The organism is Streptomyces sp. SN-593, assembly GCF_016756395.1.
Classification (GTDB): domain Bacteria; phylum Actinomycetota; class Actinomycetes; order Streptomycetales; family Streptomycetaceae; genus Actinacidiphila; species Actinacidiphila reveromycinica.
Window position 1 is genome coordinate 8,407,046 of sequence record NZ_AP018365.1, and the last position, 24,639, is coordinate 8,431,684.

Sequence of the window (24,639 nt, forward strand, 5' to 3'; positions counted from 1 at the left end):
ACGACAGCACGAAGCCCCGGGGCGTCCACCCCGGGGCTTCGGACTGAAGGACATCGGTCAGCGCGCCGGGACACTCTCCGGCGTCGTCGTCATCGCATTGATCGCGGCGCGCTTCATACGGCAGAAGCTAACAGGGGCCCGCGGGGCGCGCGAACGGTTTACCGCGGACGGGCGCTCCCACCGTGGCGGGCCGGGCTCAGTAGCATGAACGGGCGGGCCGCCCGACGCGCGATCCGCTCCAGGAGACCGGAAAGGCGCCGTTCATGTTCGCTCGGGTCCAGACCTTCCACCAGCCGACCGAGAAGCTCGACGAACTGGCCACGGTCGGCCGCGAGCGGCTCGCGGCCGCGGAACCCCCCGGGTACAAGGGGTTCCAGTACCTCGTCGACCGCGAGCACGGCAAGGCGCTGCTGATCTCCTTCTGGGACAGCGAGGAGGACCTCCGCCGGCTGGAGGCGGGCAACGCCGCCACGCGCGCGCAGGTGAAGGCGGAGGCCGGCGTCGAGCCCCCGGCGGCCGAGGTGTTCGAGGTGGCCCTCCGTTCCCTCTGACGCCTGCGCGGCTCACGGCGTCACGCCACCCGGCGGGCGGTCGGTGCTGCCGGGGGCCTGGTCGCGGAGGGCGCGGAGGAAGGTGAGGGATTCGGTCGGGGTGAGGGCGGTGTCGCGGAGGATGTCGTAGGCGAGGCGGAGGGGTTCGACGTCCTCGGGTTCTTCGACGAGGTGGCCGCCGAGGCTGCTTTGCGTGTAGGCGACGGTGCGGCCGTCGGGGAAGTAGAGGAGTTCGACGGAGCCGAGGATGTGGTGGGGTCCGGTGCCGAACGGCACCACGTGCAGGGAGATGTCGGGGCGTTGGGCGGCCTCGATGAGGTGGTCGAGTTGCCCGGTCCAGGTGTGCCGGTCGCGTGCCGTGCGGCGGAGCACGGCTTCGTCGATCAGGGCGCGGTAGTGGACGGGGTCGGGGTCGGTGAGGCGTGCCTGCCGGGCCATCCGTGCGGCGACGCGTGCGGCGAGCGCGGTGGTGCCGGGGCGTGCGGTGCGCAGTTGTTCGGTGGCGTAGGCGCGGGTCTGGAGGAGTTCGGGTACGGCGCTGAGGGCGTACTCCTGGATGCCGACGGCTTCGGCCTCCAGGGGTGCCAGGCCCAGGAAGGGCCGGTCGCGTACCTCGCGTTTGGCCAGGTGCCAGAGTTTGACCAGGAGCATCCCGGTTCCGTAGACGCGGTCCAGGGCGCCGGCGGCCTCGACGGTGCCGAGGCGCGTTCCGCGTTCGAGGCGGTGTAGGTAGGACTGTTCGTACAGGCAGAGTTCCGCGAGTTGGACCAGGGTCATCCCGGACTGCCGGCGCCGGTAGGCGAGTTCGCTCGCGTACACCTCCCGTGCGGTCAGCCACTCCCAGTCGATGAGCTCTTTCCCGTTCCCGTTCCCGTCGTCTTCGCCGTCGCCGGTCATACGGTTCTCCTCTCCGCGATGTGTTCTTCGTCATAGTGGCGGCGCGGTAGGCGCGAAATGACGCGTAATTGTGCGTAGTTTCCGCCGCACTCCCCGACCCGGAATCGATGCGGAACCACTGAAGGGGTAACTCCGCTTGGTCTCAGGCGTGTTCGGACGTTCGGCAGCGTGCGCAGGAGCAGGGCGGAAAGGCGGAACTCCAGCGTGTCGGGACGTTTTTCGGAGCAACGTTGTGGCGTTTCCTGACGGTCACGCGCTTCCCGGACTCCGCGTCAATTCGGTACACCGCCAGAGTCATGGCCATAGCTCGCTCCATTCGGCAGTTGTTCCCCCACCGGCCGAGAGCAAGAATGTCCTGAAATCCCAGACGTCTTCAACGTGTACAACATGAGTGAGGAGTTGAGACAACCGTTGAACCGCAAGGAACTGGAGCCGGAGAGCTCGCCGGTCGCGGCGTTCGGTGAGCGTCTGCGCACGTTACGGGACGCCCGCGGATGGACCCAGGATGAGCTGGGCGAACGCATGGGCTATTCGCCGACGCACATTTCGGCGGTGGAAACCGGTCGCCGACCCCCAACTCCCCGCTTCGCGACCCGCGCTGACAGGGTGTTGGGAACCGGGGACCAACTCACCCGCCAGGGCAGGGCCGCGCGGTCGGACGCCCTGCTGGAAGGCTTTCCGGAGTACGTCGCGCACGAGGCCAAGGCGGCGGAGATCAGACTGTACGAGATCGGCGTCATTCCGGGGTTGCTCCAGACCCCGGACTACGCGGCCGCACTCACAGCGGGAGCGGTCAAGCGAGGTGCGATCACCCCCGAGCAGGGGGAGGAGCGGAACCTGCTCACCGCACAACGCCAGGCGTCCCTGACCCGGGAGCCGGTTCCGGTGGTTTTCGTGGTGCTGGACGAGAGCTGCCTCAGGCGACCGATCGGGAGCAGCGAGGTCATGGCCGAGCAGTTCGGACGGCTGTTGGAGTTCGCCGACCTGCCGAACACGGTCGTCCAGGTGGCACCGTTCAGCATGGGGACCCGTCGCCCGATCAGTCTGCCGGTCTACCTCCTGACCCAGCCCGACCGCTCGCTGATGTCGTACGCCGAGTCCGCTCATCGCGGCCACTTGGAGCGGGAAAGTGCGTTCGTGCTCCCTGTGCTGACGGCCTACCATCAACTACAGGCCGAAGCGCTGTCGCAGGCGGCGTCGGTGGAGATGATCAGCGAGCTGCGAAAGGGCACTCCGTGACGACCGAAGCTCCGCGTTGGTTCAAGTCCTCTCACAGTGAGAACGGCGGCGCCTGCGTCGAGGTCGCCGCCAACCTCGTTGCCTCGCGCGGCGTCGTCCCCGTACGCGACTCGAAGGACCCGGGCGGCCCGGTGCTGGCCTTCCCGGCGGCGTCGTTCGCCTCGTTCGTCGCGGGCGTGAAGGCGGGGGAGTTCCCGCTCGGCTGATCCGTTCGGTGGCCAGCCCGGCCCTTCGTGTCCACCCGCGGGCGGACACGAAGGGCCGGGCCCGGTAAGCGAGTTCGCCCTGAGCGTGAACGATTGCCAGGAACCCCCGGGCGGGGGAGCGTTCGAGGGTGACCGTCTCCCTCGCGCACCTCAGTGACCCGCACCTCACGACCGGACCCTCCGCCGGGCCGCCGGCAGAAGCGCTGGAACGCGCGCTCGGGCAGGTCCTCGCGCTCGACCCGCGGCCCGACTGCGTGGTGATCACCGGAGACCTCGTGGACCGGGGCACCCCGGAGGAGTACCGGGCCCTGCGGGAGGCCCTCCGGGACTTCCCGCTGCCGCTGCACCTGGCCGTCGGCAACCACGACGATCCGCAAGCGCTGCTGGCGGAGTTCGCCGGGACGGGCTTCGTGGGCGGGGGGACGCGGGCGCACTACGCGGTGGACCACCCCGCCTTCACCCTCGTCGTGCTGGACTCGAACGTGCGGCACGCACCGGGTGGGCACCTGGGTGCCGCCCAACTGGAGTGGCTGGACGGGGTCCTGGCCCGCAGGCCGGACACGCCGGCGCTCGTGTGCCTGCACCACCCGCCGGTGACGGTCGGCGTGCCCTACCTCGACGGGATGGGCCTGGACGACGCCGAGGAGTTCGCCGCCGTCCTCGCCCGCCACGGCAACGTCGCCAGGGTCCTGGCCGGCCACCTGCACCGCCCCATCACCGCGGCCTTCGCTGGGAGCGTCGTGACCACCGCCACCAGTACCTACGAGCAGAGCAGCCTTGACCAGCGCGGCGGCGTCCCCGACTTCCTCCCCGGCCCGGCCTCCTTCCTCCTCCACCTCTCGAACGGCGCCTCCTGCCCTCACGGCGCCTCCTGCCCTCACGGCGCCCCCGGCCCTCACGGCGCCCCCGGCTCCACGTGGGTCACCCACGCCGTCCCCATCCCGCAGCCCCCGAAGCCCTGACCCCCGGAGCTGACCCGTTCGCCCTGGTTGCCGAGGAGGATGAGGACTCCGTGGCCCTGGAGTGAACCTGGGGCGTGGAACCCCGTGCGGCGCCCCACCACCGCCGGCCGCCGCGGGGGTGCCGGGGGCACGCGCGTCGCCGTACTCTGCAATCCGGTACGGAGAGCGCTCTCCGAACCGCGCGTGTCCGCCCGTCCGCCCCCCACTCAGGAGCCCCGCATGGCGCACTTCCGCCCGGACCGTACGGCCCCCGATCGCCCGAGGTCCTTCCCGGCCAGAGCCACCGCGCTTCTGGTCACCCTCCTGGCGCTGCTCGGGACGTACCTCGCCGCCACCCCCGCACCGGCCCAGGCCGCCGACGGTGTCGTCTCCCAGAACAAGCCCGTCACCGTGTCCTCGACCGAGTCCTCCGCGTTCCCCGCGTCGGCCGCGGTGGACGGGAACTCCGGCACCCGCTGGTCCAGCGCGTTCACCGCCACCGCGTGGCTCCAGGTCGACCTGGGGGCCACGACGGCGCTCGACGGCGTCGACATCAGTTGGGAGAGCGCCTACGCGAAGGCGTTCTCGATCCGACTCTCGACCGACGGCACCACCTTCACGACCGCCTACACCACCACGACCGGCACCGGCGGCCAGCAGAACCTGCCGGTCTCCGGCTCCGCACGGTACGTCCGGATCGACCTGGCCCAGCGCGCGCTGCCCGCCTACGGCTACTCCGTATGGGAGTTCCAGGTCCTCGGCGTCCCCGCCGCACCCGACCGGACGATCGCCGCGGTGAGCCTGGTGAACGACGCGTCCGGAAAGCCGGTGCTCGGCCTCAGCCCCCTCGTGGACGGCTCCGTGGTGGACCTCACCCGGCTGTCGAACACCCGCCTGAGCATTCAGGCGACCCTCGCGCAGGGGGCGACCGCGGGCAGCGTGGTCTTCCAACTCACCGGTGCCAAGGGCACGTCCGCCTCCCGCACCGAGAACACGGCGCCCTACTTCCTGTGCAACGACTACGTCGACTGCCCCCTGCTCGCCACACCGGACACCTACACGCTGACGGTGCAGGCGTACGCCGGAGCCGACGCCTCCGGCGGCACCCGCGGCGCACCGCTGACGGTCCACTTCAGTGTGTCGGCGACAGCGGTGGCGCCGAAGCCGCTCGACGTGCTGTACATCGGCAACAGCCTCATCGGCACCGCCACGTCGGCGAGCGGTGAGGACACCCCCGCCCTCGTCCAGCACCTGGCGACCGCGGCCGGCCGTACCGTCCGCACCACCGAGGTCATCCACTTCGGGAACACCCTGCAACAGACCTATGACGCGGGCGAGGTGACCGCCGCGCTCAGCGGTGCCACCACGTACGACTACATCGTGCTCCAGGAGTACAGCACCCTCGTGGCCACCAACCCGGCCGCTGCCACGAGCGCGTTGATGAACACCTACGCGCCGGCGTTCGCCCGGGCCCTCAAACCCGGCGGCAAGGTGGTGCTGTTCAAGGACTGGGCCCTGGTCGACCCCTCGCCGTTCCCGACCCGCGCGGCCGACGTGGCCGCCATCGACACCAACTACGCGGCCCTGTCGGGCGGGTTGCCGACGGCCAACCTGGTCGCGCCCGTCAGCGACACGTTCGAGACGCTGATCGCGTCCAAGGGCACCTCCTACCTGATCGTCTCCGACGGCAAGCACCCCGACGACACCGCGATCTACCTCGACGCGGCGACCCTCTACGGCATCCTCTTCCACGAGTCGCCGAGGACCCTCGCCGACCTGTACCTCCCCGCGGCCACCGCCGCCTCGATGCGCGACGTGGCGGCCACGGCCATCGGCTACTGACGTGCGGGAACCCGCGGCCGTCGGCGCGTCCATGAGGGGCGGCGACGGCCGCGGGCTCCACCGGTCCGGGGCCGCTGGGCGGCACCCTTGTCGCGGGACGGACCGTCAGGAAGCGGTGCAGGCCAGCGCGGGCACGGTGAAGGCGCCGGAAGCGGTGCCCTGGACGCCGAAGGTGGTGGAGCCGGCGGCGGCGACGGCCCCGTTGTAGGAGAGGTTCCTCGCGGTGACGGTGCCGCCGGCCTGACTGACGTCGGCGCTCCAGGCGCTGGTCTCCTGCTGGTTGCCGGGCCACGTCCACGTCACGGTCCAGCCGCTCACGGCGGCGGCGCCGGCGGTCACCGTGACGGTGGCCGTGAACCCGCTGTCCCACTGGTTGTCCACGTGGAGGGCCGCGGTGCAGCCGCCGCCGCCCGTCCCTCCCGTGCTGCCGCTGGTGCTGCCGGCCGAGGTGCCGCTCGACGTCCCGGCCGACGTACCGGCAGACGTCCCGGATGAGGTGCCCGAGGACGTACCGCTCGACGCCCCGGAGGACGTCCCCGAGGATGTCCCGGCCGACGTGCCGCCGGTGGTGCCGGTGCCGCCGAAGCCCGGAGCCTTGATGCTCGCCAGGTAGCCGTCCTTGACGGTGTCGACGGTCTGCCAGTCGTCCTTGAGGATGCCGCCGGTGTCACCGGAGTCCGGGTTCCACGACCAGAACGTCCAGTTGAAGCTGTTTCCGCCGTTCCCCGCGGTCGGCAGCATGTAGGCGACCAGGGCCTTCAGCCACTGCTGGTCGACGGTCGACTGGAGCGTGGTGCCGAACTCGCCCACCCACACCGGGGCGATGTTCTGCTTGAAGACGTAGCCCCAGTACTTGTCCCAGATCCCGGGCATGTTCGCGGGGAAGCTCGGGTCGGTGAACCAGCTCTGCTGGGCGACGCTGGTGGCGTAGTCGTGGGCGGAGTACACGACGCGGTCGGCCACGTTCAACTGCACGGGGTACTGGCCGACGCCCATCAGGTTGCCGCCCCACCAGCCGGAGGTGCCGTTGTAGGTCTGGATGCCCTCCACGAAGATCAGCAGGGCGGGGTTGACCCCCAGGACCGCGTTCCCGGCGCGCTCGGCGGCCAGCCGCCAGTCGATCGTGGTGTCGCCGCAGCCCCAGCAGGCCGGGTCGTGCGGCTCGTTGTGCAGGTCGATGCCGACCACGGCCGGGTTGCCCTGGTAGCGGGCGGCCAGCGCCTTGAGGTCCGTGATCCAGGTGCTCTCCGGGACCGACGCGGTGTACCAGAGCGCGGACTGCCCGCTCGCGTCCGGCCGGTGCCGGTCCAGGATGACCCGCAGCCCGATCGACCCCGCGTAGTCGACGATCTTGTCCATCACCTGGAGGGACGTCAGCCCCTGGAGGTCCTGGTTCATGTTGTAGAAGTTGATGCTGTCGGGCATCGTGCCCGGCTTGAAGATGTCGTCGCTGTACGGCAGCCGGATCGTGTTGTAGCCGAGCGACTTCATCTGGTCGATCATGCTCTTGTAGTCGCGTGACCAGAGGCCGTGCGCCACGTGGTTGTCGGTCTCGAAGCCGAACCAGTTGACGCCGGCGATCCGGACCGGCTGGTTGTTCTCGTCGAGGATCTGCCGGCCGCTGGTGTGCCAGTAGCCCGTGCTCGTGGCGGCGGGGGATGCGGCTGCCGTGGCGGCGGTGGAGGTGGCGGCGGCCGTGGCGGTCGCCTGCCCGAGGAGGGCGGCGAGCACCATCAGGGTCGCGGTGACGGCGGCCGCCGACGCCGCCAGCCAGCGGGCCCGTCGGCGGGCGGTGGGGGGTGGGCTGGATGTGGTGACCACGGTGCGATTCCTCTCGGTGGGGGGACGGAACGCTTGAGGTCGTGGGGGAACGCGGACGCATGGATATGGGAGCGCTCCCATATCCACGGTGCATGAAAGCGACGCCGCGAGCGCGTCGTCAAGGGGGCGGACAGGACTCGGTACGAACGCGGGGCGGCCGGTGCTCCGCCGTGAGGGTCCGGGTGGCCGCCGGGAAGCCGTTACGCGGGCGGGGGCGGTTACGCGGGCGGAGGCTGGGGCCATTCGTCGGCGAGCAGGCCGAGGACGACCTCGTCCAGGATCTCGCCGAGCACGTACGCGTTCGCGCGCAGCACTCCCTCGCGGACGAAGCCGTTGCGCTCCGCCGCCCGCAGCATCGCGGTGTTGTCCGCCAGGGTCTCCAACTGGAGCCGCCGCAGGCCGCGTACGACGAAGCCGTAGTGGCAGAGCAGCGCCACCGCGTCGGTGCCGAACCCCTTGCCGCGCGCGGCCGGGCGCAGGCCGATCCCGAGGTGCGCGCAGCGGTTGTGGCGGTCGATGCCCCACACGGAGGCGGTGCCGAGCAGCGAGTCGTCCGTCAGGTCCACCACCGCGAACGGGACGATGGAGTCGTCCTTGCCCTCCGCCTCCAGGCGCGGGTCCTTCGCGCCGACCGGGATCGGCCGCCAGGGGTTGGTGCTCGACCGCGACGAGTGGACCACGTCGTTGTACATCTCGTCCCGCAGGACCGGGTAGTCGTCCTCGTGGCGGGCCCGCAGCCCGACCTTGCCGCCTCGTAGCATGCGAGCTTCCTATCCGGTGGGGGCGAACTGCGGCAAACCCTTTTCGTCCCCCTCAGCGGGCCAGGCCGGCGCAGGTCAGCCAGATGTGCTCGCAGGTCGCGGACGCCTCCTGGAGCGCGTCGGAGGAGCGCCCCGCGCCGTCCCCCACGCCGTCCCCCGAGCCGTCGTCCCGGGCGGCGTCCTGCGAGGCGTGGTAGAAGCTCCGCTCGATCATCCAGCACAGCGCGCGCCCCATCGCCGCGGCCCCGTCCGGTCCCGCGCCGGACCGTACCCCGGCCCGTTCCAGCACGGAGGTGATCGCCGCGATGAACAGGTCCGCCGTACGGTCCCACAGCGCGCCGATCTCCGGGACGGTCAGCGACAGGTCGATCGCGGTGCGCATGACCAGGCCGTGGTCGGTCCACAGTTCCACCGTGCGCCGCAGGGCCGCCGCCACGGCCTGGCGCGGGTCCTCGGTGCGGGCCGTGCTCCTGGACCGCTCCCACAGGTGCTCGACGGTGCGGGCCACCAGAGCCGTGACCACCTCCTGCTTCGAGCCGAAGTAGAAGTACAGGGCGCCCCGGGTGATGCCCGCGCCCTGGGCGATGTCGCCGACGGTCACCGCGTCGTAGCCCTTGGCCGCCAGCAGGGCCTCGCAGGTGTCGAGGATCGCCCGCTCCCGCAGGTCGCCCTTGCGCTCGCCCGCACGCCGGCCGCGTGCGGGCCCGGACACGGCGCGGGGGTCGGCTCCGGACGGGGGCGCCGGTTCGGGTTGGGACGCGGACGCGGGTGCGGACGTGGGCGAGGGCTCGGGTGCGGACACGGGAGCGGGCTCGGCCGCCGTCCTCCGGTCGGACTCCCGCCCGGGCATCAGAGCTGCGCCCCCTCGGCGAAGTCCGTCGTCCGCGACAGCGCCTCCCACGCGCGGATGTCCCCGTCCACGGCCGCACGCCCCGCGCCCACCAGCCGCAGCGCGTCGGAGCCCAGGACGAGGTGGGCCGGCGGCCGCTCGACGGAGGTGATGTGCACGACCGCCTCCCCGGCCTTCGCCGGGTCGCCCAGTTGGTTCCCGCTCGCCTTCTGCCGTGCCTCGCGGATCGGGGCGAACAGCGCGTCGTAGTCGTCCACGGTGCGCTCCGCGCGGGTCATGGACCGGCCGGCCCAGTCGGTACGGAAGGACCCCGGCTCGACCGCGGTGACGTGGATGCCGAACTGCGCGACCTCCTTGCCCAGGGCCTCCAGGACCCCTTCCAGGGCGAACTTGCTGCCGCAGTACGCCGACATGCCGGGCACCGCCATGAGACCGCCCATCGACGTGACCGCCATCAGGTGGCCGCGCCGGCGCCGGCGCATGGCGGGCAGCGCGGCCTGGAGCGTGGCCATCGCGCCGAACACGTTGACCTCGAACTGCCGGCGCACCTCCGCCAGCGGGGTCTCCTCGAAGGTGCCCTCCAGGCCGTACCCGGCGTTCGCGACGACGACGTCGAGCGGGCCGACGGTGCGCTCCACCTCGTCGAAGGTGTCGCGGACGGCGCCGTCGTCCGTCACGTCGAGGATGCGGGCGTGGGCGCGCCCGGGCTCCAGCGCCTCGAACGCCGCCCCGTCCCGCTCCGAGCGGACCGTGCCGACGACGGTGTGCCCGGCGTGGAGCGCCGCTTCGGCGAACGCCCGGCCGAGGCCGGTGCTGACGCCGGTGATGAGCCAGTTCTGCTGCTGCACTGCTCCTCCAGGAGGGTCGTGTGAGGAGCCGGACCGCCCCTCACACGAAAAGTCTACACCGCGTCGATTTTTGTCGTCGTGGTGTCGATTTCGGGGTGCGGCTGCCCCCGGGGATCGGGGCGCAGCCGCGGCCCGTCGAGGGGGCCGAGCGCGGCGACGTGGCGTACGTGCTGACCCGGGCGGAACGGGCGGAACGGGCGGCGTGACCCGTTCTCGTACAGCGCGGGCCGGACCCGGGTGGCCCCGCACCCTCCGCCTCGTACGCCGGAGGGCCGCCGCCCGCCCGGGGTGGTCGCCCACCGGACGCGGGCGGCACTCCCGGCGGACGTCCCACCGAACAGCCCCGGCGCACATCCCATCGGGCAACCCCGGCGGACGCCCCGGATCACACGGTGAGGACGATCTTGCCCCGGAGGTGGCCGCCGTCGAGCAGTCGGTGCGCGTCGGCGACCCGCTCGAACGGGAACGTCCGCTGCACGTGCACCCGCAGCCTGCCCTGCTCCACGAGCGCGACGAGCCCGCGCAACCCGACCGGATCGGGGTCGACCGCGATGCCGCTGAAGCGCATGCCGGCCGCCTCGTACCTGGCGACGAGGTCGGTGTCCTCCTCGGCGACCGCCGTCACGAGGTGGCCGCCCGGCCGGAGCACCGCGAGCGACCGCTCGACGGTGTCGCCGCCGACCGTGTCGAGCACCAGGTCGATGCCGCGCACCGCCTCGGCGAAGTCGGCCGCCGTGTGGTCGATCACCTCGTCGGCGCCCAACTCCTCCACGAACTCCCGCTTGCCGCCGCCGGCCGTGGCGACCACGTACGCGCCGAGCGCCTTCGCGATCTGCACGGCGACGTGGCCGACGCCGCCCCCGGCGCCGTGGACCAGGACGCGGTCGCCCTCGGCCACGCCGCCGAGATCGACCAGGCCCTGCCACGCCGTCAGCCCGACGACCGGCAGCGCCGCGGCCTCGGCGTGCGAGAGCGACGCCGGCTTGCGCGCCAGGTGCAACGCCGGCGCGGCCACCATCTCGGCGTAGGCGTTGGCCGCCCGCGGGAACATCGGCATCCCGAACACCTCGTCGCCGGGCCGCAGCCGCCACGTCTGCGGGGCGTCCGCGACCACGCCGCTGATGTCCCAGCCCAGGACGAACGGCGGCCGGCCGATCAGCGGGAACTCGCCGGCGCGCAGGCGCGCCTCCAGCGGGTTGAGCCCGATCGCCCTGACATGGACGAGGACCTCGCCCGGGATGGGCCGGGGCTCGGGCGCGTCCACGACGGTGAGCACCTCGGGACCGCCGACCGTCTGCTGGGTGATGACTCGCATGGCTCTCCTGGCTGGGGATCGTGGAAAGGGGGGAGGACGTCCAGGCTAGGTTTCCGACAGGAACCGGCAGGTACCTTGGGGCCATGAGCGGTTACGGTCCCGGTGGCCAGTTCCTCGCCGACTGCCCGGCGCGCCTCGCGGTCGAGTTGATCGCCGACAAGTGGACGGTGGTCGTGCTCGCGGGCCTCAGCCGCGGCCCGGTGCGCCACGGCGAGCTGATCGACCTGATCGGCGGCATCTCCCGCAAGGTGCTCACCCAGACGCTCCGTCGGCTCCAGGCGCACGGCCTCGTCCGCCGCCACGCCCACACCGAGGCGCCGCCCCGCGTCGAGTACGAGCTGACCGCGCTCGGGGCGACGCTGGCCGAGCCCATCCACGTGCTGGCCGAGTGGGCGCGGGCGAACGGCGAGGCGGTGCTCGACGCCTAGGACGCCGCCCCCGGGCAGGTCGACCACCACGGCTGAGCCGCCCCACGCCGCCCCGTGCCTCCTCACCCGGACGGGGCCGGTCGGGCTGAACGGTGCCGGTCACCGCGGTGACCGCGCACAAGCGGTGCGCACGCCGGACGCATCCCCACCCGATTGCCGTCACGACCTTGACGCCCTCGCTGTGAACGCTAACAATGACCTCGTCACCGATCGGAGGGTCATGTCGCAGACTGCGGAGAGCGCCGGAAGGCGAAGGGCGCCCACGATGGCGGACGTCGCCCAACTGGCCGGAGTGTCACACCAGACGGTCTCCCGGGTGCTGAGCAACCACCCGAACGTGCGGGAGTCGACCCGGGCCGACGTGCAGCGGGCGATCGAGGAGCTGGGCTACCGCCGCAACTCCTCGGCGCGCGCGCTGGTGACCCGCCGGACGCTGACCCTGGGCGTCGTGGCGTGCAACCCCACGCTGTTCGGCCCGTCGAGCACCCTGTTCGGACTGGAGGAGGCCGCCCGCGAGGAGGGCTACATGGTCTCCGCGGTCACCCTGCGCCGCTACACCGCGGCCGCGCTGCGCGAGGCCATCGACCACCTCAGCGAGTGGGGGGTGGAGGGCATCGTGGTGATAGTGCCGCACCGCGACGCCGTCAGCGCCCTCGCCGAACTGAAGCTGCCGTTCCCGGTGGTGACCGTGGAGGGCGGGCACTCGCTGCCCATACCGGGGGTCTCGGTCGACCAGCGGCTCGGGGCGCGCCTGGTCACCAGCCATCTGCTGGCCGCCGGGCACAGCACCGTGTGGCATGTCGCGGGGCCGCCGAGCTGGTTCGAGGCCGAGGCCCGCGCCGTCGGCTGGCGCGCGACGCTGGAGGAGGCCGGCGCCGAGGTGCCCGAGCCGCTGATCGGCGACTGGACGCCGCTGTCGGGGTACCGCGCGGGGCAGGAACTGGCCGGCCGGGTCGTCGCGCGCGGCGCGCGCCCGGGCGCCACCGGCCTGTCGGCGGTCTTCGTGGCGAACGACCAGATGGCGCTGGGGGTGTTGCGGGCCTTCCGCGAGGCCGGGCTCTCGGTGCCCGGCCAGGTGGCGATCGCCGGGTTCGACGACATCCCCGAGGCCGAGTACTTCGCGCCGCCGCTCACGACGGTGCGCCAGGACTTCACCGCCGTCGGCCAGGCCAGCATCCGGCTGCTGGTCAGCCGGCTGGAGGAGGGGGCGGCCGGTGGCGACGACGAGCGCGTGGTGATCGAGCCGCGGCTGATCGTCCGCCGCAGCAGCACCCCGTCCTGACCCGCAGGCCGGCGGCCCCTGACAGCCGCCGGTCCGCGGTGGGGGACGGGGTGCCGCCGCGGCGGACGCGGGCCCGGGCGGGCCACCGGAGCGGGAGCGGCGTACGGCGGCCCCGCTCCGGTGGCCCGCACGGGGGGAGGCAGCGGCTCGTGCGCCGAGGGCGTCCCGTCCCGGCCCGCCCGAGGGCCCTTCCACCCGGCAACCACCCGGTCCCGACGACCCGCCCGGTCCCGTCCCGACGACCCGTCCGGTACCGGGGCCCCGGCCCACGACCCCGCCCCGAACCACCTCGTCCCGAACCACCTCGTCCCTACCCGACCCGAGCAGCCGCCGGGCGCCCCGCCCGCGCCCGGCGCCCTCGTACGACTGGAGGCAGAGATGACCACCGACCCACCCGCCGTGACCGTCGGCATCGACTTCGGGACGCTCTCCGGCCGAGCCCTCGTCGTCGCCGTGGAGGACGGGCGCGAGCTGGGCAGCGCGGTGCACGAGTACCCCCACGGGGTGCTGGCCCACGCGCTGCCCGGCGGTCGCGCCCTGCCGCCGGACTGGGCCCTCCAGGTGCCCCAGGACTGGCGGGACGTGCTGCGCTCCGCGGTGCCGCGCGCGCTGGCCGCCGCGGGGGTGCGACCGGAGCAGGTCGTGGGTGTCGGCACCGACTTCACCTCCTGCACGGTGCTGCCCGCCACCGCCGAGGGCGTCCCGCTCAGCGAACTGCCGCACCTCGCCGACCGGCCGCACGCCTATCCGAAGCTGTGGCGGCACCACGCCGCTCAGCCCGAGGCCGACCTCATCGTCGAACAGGCCCTGAAGAGCGACCAGGCGTGGCTGCGCCGCTACGGCGGGAAGATCTCCAGCGAGTGGCAGTACGCCAAGGCGCTCCAGGTGCTGCGCGAGGACCCGGAGGTCTACGCCGCCGCCGACCGGTGGATCGAGGCGGCCGACTGGATCGTGTGGCAGCTCACCGGGGCGGAGAGCCGCAACCCCTGCACCGCCGGCTACAAGGGCATCCGGCAGGACGGCCGCTACCCCGACGCGGAGTTCCTCGCCTCGCTGCACCCGCGGTTCGCGGACTTCACCGCCAAGCTGGAGCACCCGCTCGCGCAGCTCGGCGCGGCGGCCGGCGGCCTCACGGCCCAGGCGGCGCAGTGGACCGGTCTGCGGCCCGGGACACCGGTGGCGGTCGGCAACGTGGACGCCCACGTCACGTCGTCGGCGGCCCAGGCGCTCGACCCCGGCCACATGCTGGCCATCATGGGCACCTCGACCTGCCACATCATGAACTCCGACGTCCTGGGGGAGGTCCCGGGCATGTGCGGGGTGGTGAAGGACGGCGTGGTCCCGGGCCTGTGGGGCTACGAGGCCGGCCAGAGCGGCGTCGGCGACCTCTTCGCCTGGGCGGTGCGGACCGCGAACCCGTACCCGTACGAGGAGGAGGCGCGCCGGCGCGGCGTCTCCGCGCACGAGCTGCTCACCGAGAAGGCCGCGGCCCAGGCCGTGGGCGCGCACGGCCTGGTCGCGCTGGACTGGCACAGCGGCAACCGCTCGGTGCTGGTGGACCACCACCTGTCGGGGCTGCTGGTCGGGTTGACCCTCGACACCCGGCCCGAGGACGTCTACCGGGCCCTGATCGAGGCGACCGCGTTCGGCGCCCGCACGATCGTGGAGGCGTTCGAGCAGGCCGGGGTGCCGGTGACCGAGTTCACCGCGGCCGGCGGGCTGCTGCGCAACCGCTTCCTCATGCAGACCTACAGCGACGTGCTGGGGCGCCCGGTCAACCTGCTCGGCTCCGACCAGGGGCCGGCGCTCGGCTCGGCCATCCACGCCGCCGTGGCCGCCGGCGCGCACCCCGACATCCGTGCCGCCTCGGCCGCGATGGGCCGGATCGAGCGCCGTGCCTACCTGCCGGACCCGGCCCGCGCGGCCGCCTACGACCGCCTGTACGCCGAGTACCGCGAGCTGCACGACCATTTCGGGCGGGGCGGCAGCGGCGCGATGCACCGCCTGCGCGCGTTGCGCGACGAGGCGGCGGCCGCGTCCTGATCCGCTCGCACCACCGTGTTGTTAGCGCTCACCCCTGTTTGTTAACGCTCACCCACGCTCACCCACCTGCGAGGTCCGAATGGCCATGAGCAGCAACCCCCGGCAGCAGCAGCGGCGACGGGAACGGGAACAGCAGCAGGAACCCCACGGGCGGCGGCCAGGGCCCGACGTCGCCGACCTGCGCCGCCAGGTCAGCGACCTGCACGGCGAACTGGTCCGCTACCAGCTCGTGGTGTGGACGGCCGGCAACGTGTCGGGGCGGGTGCCCGGGCACGACCTGTTCGTGATCAAGCCGAGCGGTGTGGACTACGACCGCCTCTCGCCCGACGCCATGATCGTGTGCGACCTCGACGGGAACGTGGTCGAGGGCGAGTTGGCGCCGTCGTCCGACACCGCCGCCCACGCCTACGTCTACCGGCACATGCCCGAGGTCGGCGGTGTGGTGCACACGCACTCCACGTACGCGTGCGCGTGGGCCGCGCGCGGCGAGCCGGTGCCGTGCGTACTGACCGCGATGGCCGACGAGTTCGGCGCCGAGATACCGGTCGGGCCGTTCGCGATGATCGGCGACGACTCGATCGGCAGGGGCATCGTCGAGACGCTGGCCGGCCACCGGTCCCCGGCGGTGCTGATGCAGAACCACGGGGTGTTCACGGTCGGCGCCGACGCCCGGGCCGCCGTGAAGGCCGCCGTCATGTGCGAGGACGTCGCGCGCAGCGTGCACATCTCCCGCCAGCTCGGCGTCCCGCTGTCCATCGACCCCGCCGCGATCGACCGGCTGCACGACCGCTACCAGAACGTGTACGGCCAGCAGGGGCCGTCCGTCGGCAAGGAGTCCCAGGCATGACATCGCCCGCCGCACCCGAGATATGGTTCCTCACCGGCAGCCAGGGGCTGTACGGGGACGACACCCTCGCGCAGGTCGCCGAGCAGTCCGCGGACATCTGCGCCCGGCTCGCCGCCGCCCCGGACGCCCCGGTCCGTACCGTGTGGAAGCCGGTGCTCACCGACGCCGCGGCGATCACCGAGGTGGTGCTCGCCGCCAACTCCGCGCCGCAGTGCGTCGGACTGGTGGCCTGGATGCACACGTTCTCGCCCGCCAAGATGTGGATCGCCGGGCTGGACCTGCTGCGCAAGCCGCTGCTGCACCTGCACACCCAGGCCAACGTCGAACTGCCGTGGTCCACCATCGACATGGACTTCATGAACCTCAACCAGGCCGCCCACGGCGACCGCGAGTTCGGGTACATCCAGTCCAGGATCGGCGTCGCCCGCAAGACGGTCGCCGGCCACGTCTCCGACCCCGGGGTGCTCGCCCGCATCCACGCCTGGATGCGTGCCGCCCGCGGATACGGCGCCATGCGCACCCTGCGGCTGGCCCGGTTCGGCGACAACATGCGCGACGTGGCCGTGACCGAGGGCGACAAGGTCGAGGCGCAGTTGCGGCTCGGCGTGTCCGTCAACACCTACGGCGTCAACGACCTGGTGGCGGCGGTGGACGCGGTGGACGCCGCCGCGGTCGGCGAGTTGGCCGCACGGTACGCCGACGACTACCGGCTCGCTCCCGAACTCGCCGCGGGGGGAGACCGGCACGACTCCCTGCGGTACGCCGCCCGGATCGAGTTGGGACTGCGGTCCTTCCTCGACGACGGCGGGTTCGGCGCGTTCACCACCAACTTCGAGGACCTGGGCGGGCTGCGGCAGCTCCCCGGGCTCGCGGTGCAGCGGCTGATGGCGGACGGCTACGGCTTCGGCGGCGAGGGCGACTGGAAGACGTCCGCGCTGCTGTACGCGCTCAAGGCGGCGGGGACCGGCCGGGCGGGCGGCAGTTCGTTCATGGAGGACTACACCTACCACCTGGCGCCGGGCAGCGAACTCATCCTGGGCGCCCACATGCTGGAGGTCTGCCCGAGCATCGCCGCGGACCGGCCGAGCTGCGAGATCCACCCGCTGTCCATCGGGGGCCGCGAGGACCCGGTGCGCCTGGTCTTCGACGCCGCGCCCGGGCCCGCCGTCGTGGTCGGACTGGCCGACGTCGGCGACCGGTTCCGGCTGGTGGCGAACCGGATCGACGTGGTGGCCCCGGTGGAGCCGCTGCCCAGGCTTCCCGTCGCGCGCGCGGTCTGGCGTCCGACGCCGGACCTGCGCACGTCGACCGAGGCGTGGCTGACCGCGGGCGGGCCGCACCACACGGTGCTGTCCACCGCGGTCGGCACCGAGGAGCTGGCCGACCTCGCCGACATGCTCCGCACCGAGTTGCTGCTCATCGACGAGGGCACCGACATCCGCCAGTTCGCCAAGGAGATCCGCTGGAACCAGGCGTACTACAAGCTCGCCGGGGGGCTGTGAGGGCGCCTCCGCGCGACCGGCGCCCGTCCGGCCCCCCGTCCGGTCGCCCGTCCGGCTCACCCGTCGGTCCCGCCGCGTCGGGCCCCTGCGACGGCCCACCCGTGGCGGTTTGTGGACCCGGGCGTGCATGTGCGCGTACACGATTTCCCCCGTCAGGACCCGGCCCGCCGTGGGTGGTCGGGGCCGGGCGGGGGCGTGTGCGCGCGTTTCGGCGTGTCCGCCGCGACGTGGGGCGACCCGTCGGCGATCCGCGCCGTTTTTCTCGGCTCAACATCTTGACGGTGATTCCGTGAGCGCTAACACTCTATGGCGGCGGGTGACAGGAGCCCGTCACGACTGGTGTAGACGGTTCGGGCCCTTGCGGCTGTGAACGTCGACCGCTCCGCCCGGTGGTGCGGGCTGCGCCGGGATGGCGCGGCTCTCGCTCCGCGGAAGTGATCCACACAGTGGATTGTTAGCGCTCTCAATGACCGGAAGGTCACCGTCCGAACAGGAAGTTCGCCCATGCGTGATGCCAAAGGTGCCGTCGTTTCGGGATACGGGCGTTGGGGCGCCGCGGCCGTGACCCTCGCCATGGTCCTCGCGGCGGCCGGGTGCAGCAAGAGCGGAGCCGGCGGCTCGTCCTCGTCGGACGCCGGGTCCGGCAGTTCCTCCGCCGCCTCGTCCACGACCGCGATCAAGGGCGACATCGCCTTCAACGACGCGAACCTCGCCAAGCTCGACGCGGCGCTGAAGCAGGCGCTGGCGGGCAAGGACCTGTCGAAGCTCAACGAGGCGATGGTGGTCAACGTGGCCACCGACTACTGGAACGCCGGCAAGGTCGGCTTCACCAAGGGCCTGAAGGAACTCGGCGTCAAGGGCGCCTACCAGGCCCCGGCCAACGGCCGGCTGGACCAGCAGCTGTCGATCATCCAGACGCTGCGCGGCCAGGGCATCTCCGGCATGAGCGTGTCCGCCATCGACCCGACGGCCATCAAGGCGCCGATCGCCTCCGCGAACAAGGCGGGCATCCCGGTGCTCGCCATCGACTCGCCGCTGCCGAAGGACGACGGCGCCGCCCTCTACCTGGGCACCCCGAACTACCAGGCGGGCCAGAAGGCCGGCGAGGCGATGAAGCAGGCGCTCGGCGGCAAGGGCCAGGTGGTGATCCTGGTCGGCTCCCTCACCACCTCCAACGCGGTCGAGCGCATCCAGGGCTTCGAGGACGCCCTGAAGGGCTCGGGCATCAAGGTCGCCCAGAAGCTCAGCGACAGCATGGACGCCTCCAAGGCGCTGTCCAACGCGGAGACCGCGATCCAGACCAACCCGAACGTCAACGGGCTCTACGGCGTGTACTCCTACGACGGCCCGTCCGCGGGCCAGGCCGTCCAGTCCGCCGGCAAGACCGGGAAGATCAAGATCATCTCGGACGACAGCGACCCGCAGACGCTGAAGTTCATCAAGTCCGGCGTCATTCAGGCCACCGTCCTCCAGCAGCCCTACCAGCAGGGCTACACCGGGGCCTACCTGCTGGCCGCGCTGAAGGTGCTCGGCAAGGACGCCACCCTCAAGCTGGCGCAGCCCTACCTGGAGAGCGACGGCATCACCCTCAGCTCCGGCGTCGGCCTGGTCACGCAGGCCAACCTCGCCGACTACCAGGCGAAGTTGACGAGCCTGGGGATCGGCTGATGGCCGGCTCCGCCGACCTCCGCCCGGGCGGCGAGGGCCGTCCGGGCGGCGCGGAGGACCGGAGCGGCCCGGCCGACGACAGCGCGGTGTCACTGCGCGACGTCAGCAAGGCCTACGGCCCGGTGAAGGTGCTGGACATCCCGCGGCTCGACCTGGCGCGTGGCCAGATCGTGGCCGTGGTGGGGGAGAACGGCGCGGGCAAGTCCACGCTGATGGGCGTGCTGTCCGGCACCGTCACCCCCACCACCGGGACCATCGAGATCGCCGGCCGCGCGTTGCAGGCCGGCCGCCCCGACCACTCCCGCGAGCTGGGAGTCGCCCTGGTGGCACAGGAGTTCCCGCTGGTCGGGCAGTTGAGCGTCGCGGAGAACCTGCTGCTCGGGCGGCGCCCGCAGCGGGCCGGCGGCCGGCTGTTCGGCAGGGCGGTGTTCGACCGCACCGGCACCAGGGAGGAGGCACGGGCGCTGCTCGCCGAGGTCGGCGTGACGCACGTCGACGTCGACCGTCCGGTCGAGCGCTTCCCGGTGCCGGTGCGCCAGATGATCGAGATCGCCAAGGCGTGGGGACACCGCCCGGTCGTGCTGATCCTCGACGAGCCGACCTCCTCGCTCGGCCCGGTGGAGGCCGAGCGGGTGCTCGACCTGGCCCGCGCCCACGCCGCGGCCGGGGGAGCGGTGCTCTTCATCGGCCACCGCCTGGACGAGGTGCGGGCGATCGCCGACCGGGTGGTGGTGCTGCGCAGCGGCAAGCTGGTCGCCGACCTCACCCCGCAGGAGGCCACCGAGGAGCGGATGATCCGCGAGATGGTCGGTGCCGAGCTGTCCCGCGCCGACCTCGCGCCGCCGTCCACGGTGGAGCGCACCGCGGTGCTGCGCACCCGGGAGCTGACCGCCGACGGCCTCGGGCCGGTCGACCTGGAGGTGCGCGCCGGCGAGATCGTCGGCGTCGCCGGGCTGATGGGCTCCGGCCGCAGCCGGCTGCTGCACACCGTGATGGGCGCCCAGCCGCGCACCGGCGGGTCGGTGGAGTTCCTGGGCCGCGACTTCCGCCCGAGGCACCCGGCCGACGCGGTCGAGGCCGGGATCGGCCTGGTGCCGGAGGACCGCAAGGTGCAGTCGCTGCTGCCGGCCCACTCGGTGCGGTGGAACGTCACCCTGAGCACGCTGCGCCGGATCAGCTCCCGGGGTGTGCTGTGGCCCGGTGCGGACAAGGAGCACTCGGCGCGGATCGTGCACGACCTGGGTGTGCGCCTGCACAGCCAGGAGCAGCCGATCGGGTCGCTGTCGGGCGGCAACCAGCAGAAGGCGGTCTTCGGTCGCTGGCTTGCCGCGGAGCCCCGGCTGCTGCTGCTCGACGAGCCGACCCGGGGCGTGGACGTCGGCGCGAAGGCCGAGATCTACGGCCTGATCGACGCCGCCGCCGAGCAGGGCATGGCGGTGCTGGTGGCCTCCTCCGAACTGGAGGAGCTGCTGTGGATCTGCCATCGGATCGTGGTGATGGCGCACGGGCGGATCGTCGACGACCTCCCCCGTGGCCGGTTCGGCAAGGAAGCGATCATGACCGCGGCGGCCGGGACGCGGCCGGGCGCGGGCACGCAGGAAGAGGCGAGCGCATGAAGACCAGCACCGCACCGGCGCCGACCGGGGCCGACACCGGCATCGCGCCGGGCCCCTCGTTCGTCCGCCGCCTGCTCGAAACGCCCGAGGTCGGCGTGGTGGCCGCCTGCGTCGTCGTCTTCGTCGCGCTGGCGCTGGACAAGTCGACCTTCGCCGGGGCGGTCAACCTCCAGGGGATGGGTTTCGACCTGGCGCAGTACGGCCTGATCGCGATCGGGGAGTCGCTGGTGATCCTGACCGGCGGCATCGACCTGTCGGTGGGTGCGCTGCTGGGCACCAGCGTCATCCTGATGTCCTGGTTCAACGTGCGGGCCGGGCTGCCGCCGGTGCTGGCGATCCTGGTCACGCTGGTGATCGCCGGCGCGGTGGGCCTGCTGCACGGGCTGGCCGTCACCCGGCTGAAGATGGCGCCGTTCGTGGTCACCCTGGTCACCTACACCGTCGCGCAGGGCGTCACGCTCGCGATCACGTCCGGCACCTCGATCACCGGCATCGGCGGGCTGTTCGGCGACGTCGGGCAGACGTACGTGGCCCAGATCCCGCTGCCGCTGATCCTCTTCGCGGTGGTCGCGATCGCGGCGTGGTTCTTCCTGGAGCGCACGTACGCCGGCCGGCAGGTGTACGCGGTCGGCGGCAACCCGGAGGCGGCGCGGCTGGCCGGCATCCGCGGCGACCGCAGGGTGGTGTCGATGTACGTCACCAGCTCCCTGCTGTCGGCGTTCGCCGGGATCATGGTGCTGGGCCGGATGGGCGTCGGCTCGGCCAGCGGCGTCGGGGTCGGCTGGGAGCTGTCGGCGATCGCGGCGGCGGTCATCGGCGGGGTGAGCCTGGTCGGCGGCCAGGGCCGCATCCTCGGGATCGTCGCGGGCACCATCCTGCTCGAACTGATCAACAACGGCCTGACGACGCTTCAGATCAACCCCAACTACACGAACATCGTGCTGGGGTGCGTGCTGGGGCTGGCGATCACCGCGGACCGGCTGCGGGCGCGCAGCGTCGCGAGGCGCCGCTGACCGCCGGGTGCCGCCCGGGCGCCCCCTCGGTGGCTGTGCGGCGGCCGTGGGGGCCACGCCGCCGGGGCGTCGCCGGTGCCCCGGTCCCGCCGTCTGCCGCCGTGTCGCCGCCGTCCTTCGATCCGCCGCACCGCTTCCCCGTGCGGGCCGGGCCGTCTTCCCTTCGGGGGAGGCGGCCCGACGCGTGTGCCGAAATGCTTTGGCTATTCGGAATAGCTATGTAGAGTAGATACATGGACGATCGTGAGGTGCTGCGGCTGCGGACGCAGTTCAGGCAGCTTCAGCGGCGGTTGCGGCGCGAGGCGGGGCCGGCGCTGCCCGTGTCGAGGACCGCCCGGCAGGTGCTGACGGCCGCGGACCGGCTCGGCGGCGCCCAGCCGCGCGAACTGGCCGAGGAGCTCCAGATGACCAGCTCGAACGTGGCGGCGGCCCTGCGCGAACTGGAGGCCGCCGGGTTCGTGCGGCGCAGCCGGGACGAGCAGGACGCGCGCCGCGTGCGGGTGGCCGTCACCCCCGAGGGGAGCACGGCCGTCGCGGACGCCCGCAGTCAGCGGGACACCTGGCTGGGCCGGGCGGTGGAGGCACTGCTCGACCCGGAGGAGCAGCGTGTGCTCATCGCGGCGGGCGAACTGCTGGAGCGCATCGCGGAGTTCGAGCTGCCCGCGGGCACCGCGGCGGGCACGCAGTGACGGGCGTGGGGCCGGGCCCGGAGGAGAGCGGCACCCGTACGGACGCGGTGCGTCCGGGCGCCGCGGGTGCGGCTGCGGGCGCGGATGCCGCGGCTACGGGCGACGGCGCGGCGGACCACGCCGGGACGGACGGCGCCGCGCCGGGCGGTGGGAGGCCACCCGGCGGGCCGCGGGGACGTGCCGGTGACCCTGCCGGTGCCTATGCCGCCGACGCCGGACCCGGCCGTACCGGGGCGGGGAGCGTCGCGCCGGAGCGCGAGGGACCCCGGCGTGCCGGTGCCGGTGCCGGTGCCGGTGCCGTCGGTGCGGGCCGTGAATCGACAGCCGGCGCCGCGACCGGAGGGACGAGCGGCGCGCGGGGGCGCCCGCTGTCGCGGGCCTTCGACTCGCTGGCGATACGCAACTACCGCCTCTACTTCTGGGGCTACGCGGTGTCCATCGCCGGCACCTGGATGCAGACCCTGGCACTCGCGTTCCTGGTGCTGCGGCTGACCGGCAGCGGCGCCGACCTCGGCGTCGCCACCGCCGCCCGCTACCTGCCGCTGGCGCTGCTCGGCCCGTTCGGCGGTCTGATCGCCGACCGGTACGACCGGCGCCGCCTGCTGTACGTCACGCAGTCGGCGTCGGCCGTGGTCGCGCTGGCGTTCGCCCTGATGACGGCGCTGGGGCAGGCGAGCTACGCCGGGGTCGTGGTGCTGTCGCTGGCGCTGGGCGTGCTGACCGTGGTCGACAACCCCGCACGCCAGAGCCTGATCGGCGACCTGGTGCCGCGCGAGCGGCTGGCCAACGCCGTCACGCTCAACTCCGTCTCGGTGAACCTCGCCCGCGTGCTGGGCGCGGCCGCCGGCGGTGCCCTGGTCGCCGGGGTCGGCCTGACCACCTGCTTCGTGCTCAACGCGGCCTCGTTCGCGGGCGTGCTGGCGAGCCTGTTCCTCATGCGGCCCGCCGAGATGAACCCCGTCGAGCGCCCGCCCCGCGAGAAGGGCCAGGTCAGGGCGGGGCTGCGGTACGCCTTCCAGACCCCCGCGCTGCTGCTGCCGCTGGTGATGATCACCGTGACCGGCGCGCTCGCCTACGAGTTCCCGGTCACGCTCCCGCTGGTGGCGCGCGGCGCGCTGCACGGCGGTGCCGGCACGTACGGCGCGATGGCGTCGGTGATGGGCCTGGGCGCCGTCCTCGGCGGCCTGGTGACCGCCAGCCGCGGCAACCCCAAGCGCAGCAGCACCCTCGCGATCGCCGCCGTCGGCTGGGGCGTCGCGATCACGGCCGCCGCGCTCGCCCCGTCGCTGCCCTGGGAACTGGTCGCGCTGCTCTTCGTCGGCTACGGCAGCGTCAGCTTCAACGCGCTGTCCAAGACCGCGCTCCAACTCGCCGCCGCGCCCGCGATGCGCGGTCGGGTGATGGCCCTGTGGGCGCTGGCCTGGGGCGGCACGACCGTGGTCGGCGGCCCGCTGGTCGGCTGGGTCGCCCAGGACATCGGCACCCGCTGGTCCCTGGCGGTCGGCGGCGTCCCCACCATCCTCCTGGGGCTGCTCATGCTCCCCGCCCTCCGCCACATGGACCCCCGCCCCACTCCTTCCACCTGACCACGGGGTCCGGCCCCGCGAGCCGCACTCCCAGCCGCCGGGACCGACGGCGGGGTGTGGGAGTGTGGTGCGCGTCGGGCAGGCAGGGCTTGAGGGGGAAAGCGCGTGGCGGGCGAGGTGGGCGGCGGGTTCTCGACCAGGCGGCTGGAGATGATCCCGCTCCGGGTCGAGCACGCGGCGGAGATGGCCGAGGTGCTCGCCGATCCGGCGCTCCACCGGTTCATCGGCGGGGAGCCGGCCACGCCCGAGGCGCTGCGGGCCCGCTACGCCCGGCTGGCCGCCGGATCGCCCGAGCCCGGCGTGGGGTGGCTGAACTGGGTGATCAGGCTGCGGGACGACAGACGCCTGGTGGGCACCGTGCAGGCGACGGTCCAGGGGGCCGAGGGGGCCGAGGGGGCCGAGGGGGCGCGGAGCGCCGAGGTCGCCTGGGTGGTGGGCACGCCCTGGCAGGGCCGGGGGATCGCGACGGAGGCCGCGTGCGGGTTGGTGCGCAGGCTGGCCGCGCACCGCATCCGCCCGGTGGTCGCCCACATCCACCCGGACCACGCCGCCTCGGCCGCCGTCGCCGCCGCGGCCGGACTCGCCCCCACCGCGGAGTGGCACGACGGCGAGGTGCGCTGGCGCTTCGCGCCGACCGGGTAGCGAGCCGCCACGCGTGTCCGCTGCACGGTTGCCGGTGCGCCGCGCCCCGCCG

Annotated in this window: 22 protein-coding genes; 16 read left to right on the top strand and 6 right to left on the bottom strand. The window is 73.1% G+C overall.

Translation table 11 applies throughout. The features are described from left to right. Nucleotides 1-263 precede the first annotated feature (263 nt). Entirely contained in the window at nt 264-551 is a 288-nt protein-coding gene (locus RVR_RS35445) for an antibiotic biosynthesis monooxygenase family protein (protein WP_202238126.1), read from the top strand. Between the two features lie 12 nt (nt 552-563). Here the strand turns inward: RVR_RS35445 and RVR_RS35450 are convergent, their stop codons facing one another. Further along, nucleotides 564-1,448, bottom strand: a complete 885-nt coding sequence (locus RVR_RS35450) for a helix-turn-helix domain-containing protein (RefSeq protein ID WP_202238128.1) — start codon at nt 1,446-1,448, stop codon at nt 564-566. Between the two features lie 387 nt (nt 1,449-1,835). On the opposite strand from RVR_RS35450, the gene RVR_RS35455 reads away from it, so the two are divergent. The 4 genes from RVR_RS35455 to RVR_RS35470 all read left to right on the top strand — a co-directional run bounded on the left by RVR_RS35455 (nt 1,836) and on the right by RVR_RS35470 (nt 5,676). Then, entirely contained in the window at nt 1,836-2,687 is an 852-nt protein-coding gene (locus tag RVR_RS35455; RefSeq protein ID WP_202238130.1) for a helix-turn-helix domain-containing protein, read from the top strand. Beyond that, nucleotides 2,684-2,893 (top strand): DUF397 domain-containing protein, encoded by a 210-nt coding sequence (locus RVR_RS35460; RefSeq protein WP_202238132.1) that lies wholly within the window; start codon nt 2,684-2,686, stop codon nt 2,891-2,893. Before RVR_RS35455 ends, RVR_RS35460 begins: the two co-directional genes overlap by 4 nt. Nucleotides 2,894-3,021: 128 nt before the next feature. Continuing rightward, the gene (locus RVR_RS35465) at nt 3,022-3,855 is read left to right on the top strand and encodes a phosphodiesterase (protein ID WP_202238134.1); all 834 of its coding nucleotides are present in this window, start codon (nt 3,022-3,024) and stop codon (nt 3,853-3,855) included. Between the two features lie 219 nt (nt 3,856-4,074). Next, nucleotides 4,075-5,676 carry a discoidin domain-containing protein gene (locus tag RVR_RS35470; RefSeq protein ID WP_202238136.1) on the top strand — a complete coding sequence of 534 codons (1,602 nt, stop codon included), beginning with the start codon at nt 4,075-4,077 and terminating at the stop codon, nt 5,674-5,676. Between the two features lie 105 nt (nt 5,677-5,781). Here RVR_RS35470 and RVR_RS35475 read toward each other — a convergent pair whose 3' ends face one another. The 5 genes from RVR_RS35475 to RVR_RS35495 all read right to left on the bottom strand — a co-directional run bounded on the left by RVR_RS35475 (nt 5,782) and on the right by RVR_RS35495 (nt 11,271). After that, nucleotides 5,782-7,410 (bottom strand): cellulase family glycosylhydrolase, encoded by a 1,629-nt coding sequence (locus tag RVR_RS35475; RefSeq protein WP_202239646.1) that lies wholly within the window; start codon nt 7,408-7,410, stop codon nt 5,782-5,784. A gap of 305 nt (nt 7,411-7,715) precedes the next feature. Then, nucleotides 7,716-8,258 (bottom strand): GNAT family N-acetyltransferase, encoded by a 543-nt coding sequence (locus RVR_RS35480; protein WP_202238138.1) that lies wholly within the window; start codon nt 8,256-8,258, stop codon nt 7,716-7,718. 52 nt (nt 8,259-8,310) lie between these two features. Continuing rightward, complete coding sequence (locus tag RVR_RS35485; protein WP_237405169.1) at nt 8,311-8,970, bottom strand: TetR/AcrR family transcriptional regulator; 660 nt, start codon at nt 8,968-8,970, stop codon at nt 8,311-8,313. A 137-nt stretch (nt 8,971-9,107) separates the two neighbouring features. Next, nucleotides 9,108-9,956, bottom strand: a complete 849-nt coding sequence (locus tag RVR_RS35490; protein ID WP_202238141.1) for an oxidoreductase — start codon at nt 9,954-9,956, stop codon at nt 9,108-9,110. A 385-nt stretch (nt 9,957-10,341) separates the two neighbouring features. Beyond that, nucleotides 10,342-11,271, bottom strand: coding sequence for an NADP-dependent oxidoreductase (locus RVR_RS35495; protein ID WP_202238143.1), 930 nt, complete (start codon nt 11,269-11,271; stop codon nt 10,342-10,344). A gap of 83 nt (nt 11,272-11,354) precedes the next feature. On the opposite strand from RVR_RS35495, the gene RVR_RS35500 reads away from it, so the two are divergent. From RVR_RS35500 to RVR_RS35550, 11 genes are all read left to right on the top strand, one after another. Beyond that, nucleotides 11,355-11,699 carry a winged helix-turn-helix transcriptional regulator gene (locus tag RVR_RS35500; RefSeq protein WP_202238145.1) on the top strand — a complete coding sequence of 115 codons (345 nt, stop codon included), beginning with the start codon at nt 11,355-11,357 and terminating at the stop codon, nt 11,697-11,699. Nucleotides 11,700-11,919: 220 nt separating this feature from the next. Then, complete coding sequence (locus RVR_RS35505) at nt 11,920-12,981, top strand: LacI family DNA-binding transcriptional regulator (protein WP_202238147.1); 1,062 nt, start codon at nt 11,920-11,922, stop codon at nt 12,979-12,981. Nucleotides 12,982-13,359: 378 nt separating this feature from the next. Beyond that, nucleotides 13,360-15,024: a ribulokinase gene (araB, locus tag RVR_RS35510; protein WP_202238149.1), complete on the top strand. Its 1,665-nt coding sequence runs from the start codon at nt 13,360-13,362 to the stop codon at nt 15,022-15,024. 85 nt (nt 15,025-15,109) lie between these two features. Continuing rightward, nucleotides 15,110-15,871 carry an L-ribulose-5-phosphate 4-epimerase gene (locus RVR_RS35515; protein ID WP_202238151.1) on the top strand — a complete coding sequence of 254 codons (762 nt, stop codon included), beginning with the start codon at nt 15,110-15,112 and terminating at the stop codon, nt 15,869-15,871. Beyond that, nucleotides 15,868-17,373: an L-arabinose isomerase gene (gene araA / locus RVR_RS35520; protein WP_202238153.1), complete on the top strand. Its 1,506-nt coding sequence runs from the start codon at nt 15,868-15,870 to the stop codon at nt 17,371-17,373. Before RVR_RS35515 ends, araA begins: the two co-directional genes overlap by 4 nt. Before the next feature lie 504 nt (nt 17,374-17,877). Next, on the top strand, nt 17,878-19,041 hold the full coding sequence (locus RVR_RS35525) for a substrate-binding domain-containing protein (protein ID WP_202238155.1): 1,164 nt from the start codon (nt 17,878-17,880) through the stop codon (nt 19,039-19,041). Continuing rightward, nucleotides 19,041-20,657, top strand: a complete 1,617-nt coding sequence (locus RVR_RS35530; protein ID WP_202238157.1) for a sugar ABC transporter ATP-binding protein — start codon at nt 19,041-19,043, stop codon at nt 20,655-20,657. Before RVR_RS35525 ends, RVR_RS35530 begins: the two co-directional genes overlap by 1 nt. Further along, the gene (locus tag RVR_RS35535; RefSeq protein ID WP_202238159.1) at nt 20,654-21,670 is read left to right on the top strand and encodes an ABC transporter permease; all 1,017 of its coding nucleotides are present in this window, start codon (nt 20,654-20,656) and stop codon (nt 21,668-21,670) included. The genes RVR_RS35530 and RVR_RS35535 overlap by 4 nt, the downstream gene beginning before the upstream one ends. A 233-nt stretch (nt 21,671-21,903) precedes the next feature. Further along, nucleotides 21,904-22,359, top strand: coding sequence for a MarR family winged helix-turn-helix transcriptional regulator (locus RVR_RS35540; RefSeq protein WP_202238161.1), 456 nt, complete (start codon nt 21,904-21,906; stop codon nt 22,357-22,359). Nucleotides 22,360-22,406: 47 nt separating this feature from the next. Further along, nucleotides 22,407-23,945, top strand: a complete 1,539-nt coding sequence (locus RVR_RS35545; protein WP_272933151.1) for an MFS transporter — start codon at nt 22,407-22,409, stop codon at nt 23,943-23,945. A gap of 150 nt (nt 23,946-24,095) precedes the next feature. After that, a complete protein-coding gene (locus RVR_RS35550; protein ID WP_202239648.1) occupies nt 24,096-24,587 on the top strand; it encodes a GNAT family N-acetyltransferase in 492 nt (163 codons plus the stop codon). Nucleotides 24,588-24,639: the final 52 nt, after the last annotated feature.